The 803-nt window shown below is 78.0% G+C and carries 1 protein-coding gene; it reads right to left on the bottom strand.

The genetic code is table 11. From position 1 onward, the window contains the following. Positions 1 to 695: glycosyltransferase family 87 protein (locus tag HW578_RS27240; RefSeq protein ID WP_198373812.1), on the bottom strand; the 695-nt coding region annotated here is incomplete at its 3' end. Between the last annotated feature and the right edge of the window lie 108 nt (positions 696 to 803).

Below are 803 nucleotides of genomic sequence, written 5' to 3'. Positions count from 1 at the left end.
CTCAGCCAGGCGGCCACCGCCCAGGCCAGCCCCGCCACGGTCGCGACCGACAGCACCCGCCAGCGGCGCGCGGCGACCAGCGCCGGGATCACCAGCAGGCCGAGCTGCGGCTTGAAGGCCAGCGTCGCGAGCGCCACGCCGGCCAGCGCCGGGCGCCGGTCCAGCGCGAGCCCCGCCGCTGCCAGCAGCGCGGCGGTCAGGAAGGCGTTCTGCCCGTGCACCGCGTTCAGCACCGAGGCCGGCGCCAGCACCGCCAGCAGCAGCGCCATCGGCCCCGCCCCGGGCAGCCAGGCGCGCAGGGCGGCGAAGCAGGCCGCGCCGGTGGCCAGCACCCAGGCAGCGAAGGCCGGCAGCAGCGGCAGCAGGCCGAGCGGCAGGCAGACCAGCAGGTAGGGCGGCGGGTAGAAGAAGGCGTAGATCCGCGTGTGCGGCCCCTGCCATTCGGCCTGCCGGGCGGCATGGGCGGCGGCGTCCCAGACCTGCGCGGCCTGCCCATCGAGCGCCATCCGGGCGGAGACGTGGAAGCTCTGGAAATCGGCATCGCCCGGTGGATGGCCGCGCCAGCCGAGCAGGATCGCCACCGTCTCGCCCAGCAGGGCCAGCGCGAAGGCGGCGTAGGCGAGGCCATAGAGGCGCAGCCGCTGCGCCGTCAGCCAGGGGGCGTCGCGCAGCGCGGCCCGAAGGCCCGTGCTCATGCGCGGCCATCCGCGGGCCGACACCCGCTGCCCGGCCGGCTGTCCCGCGGCGCCGCCGGCTCGATGCCGCCAGGCACCGGCCCCACCGCGGGTGGGGCGAGCGCCGTC

The sequence above is a fragment of the Roseomonas rosulenta genome, from assembly GCF_016106005.1.
In the GTDB taxonomy this organism is placed as follows: Bacteria; Pseudomonadota; Alphaproteobacteria; order Acetobacterales; family Acetobacteraceae; genus Neoroseomonas; species Neoroseomonas rosulenta.
Note: the sequence above shows the minus strand (reverse complement) of the source record. Positions and strands in the feature narration are given on the sequence as shown.